We start from the raw sequence: 581 nt of genomic DNA on the forward strand, positions 1-581 counted from the left end.
GGTCTCGCCGGCGCGCTCATGGTCGGTGTCGCCGCGGCGAAGTCGCTCGCCGTCGCGCTCGGGAAGCCGCTCTACGCGGTGAACCATCTGGTGGGCCACGTCGGCGCCGACCTGCTGCAGGGGGAGGGGCTGCGCGAGGTGGCCGGGACGGCGGGCGAGCTCGAGCTGCCGACCGTGGCGCTGCTCGTCTCGGGAGGGCACACCTCGCTGCTGCTCGTGCGCGACCTCGTGAGCGATGTGGAGCTGCTGGGGGAGACGATCGACGATGCCGCCGGGGAGGCCTTCGACAAGGTCGCCCGGCTGCTCGGCCTGCCCTACCCGGGAGGGCCGCACATCGACCGGGTCGCCGCGGACGGCGACCCTGCCGCGATCCGCTTCCCGCGCGGTCTGACGCTGCCCAAGGACCTCGCGCGGCACCGCTACGACTTCTCCTTCTCCGGGCTGAAGACCTCGGTCGCGCGCTGGGTCGAGAAGGCCGAGGCCGCCGGTGAGCCGGTGCCGGTTCCCGACGTCGCGGCGAGCTTCCGCGAGGCCGTCGCCGACGTGCTGACGGCGAAGGCGGTGGCAGCCTGCCGCGACCT

At 74.2% G+C, this 581-nt stretch carries 1 protein-coding gene; it reads left to right on the forward strand.

Features of this window, described 5'->3' with window-relative positions; all coding sequences use genetic code 11:
• On the forward strand, window positions 1-581 hold a 581-nt coding region (locus ACFPZL_RS14120; RefSeq protein WP_382336044.1), incomplete at both ends, for a tRNA (adenosine(37)-N6)-threonylcarbamoyltransferase complex transferase subunit TsaD.

The organism is Leucobacter soli, assembly GCF_042659205.1.
Classification (GTDB): Bacteria; Actinomycetota; Actinomycetes; order Actinomycetales; family Microbacteriaceae; genus Leucobacter; species Leucobacter soli.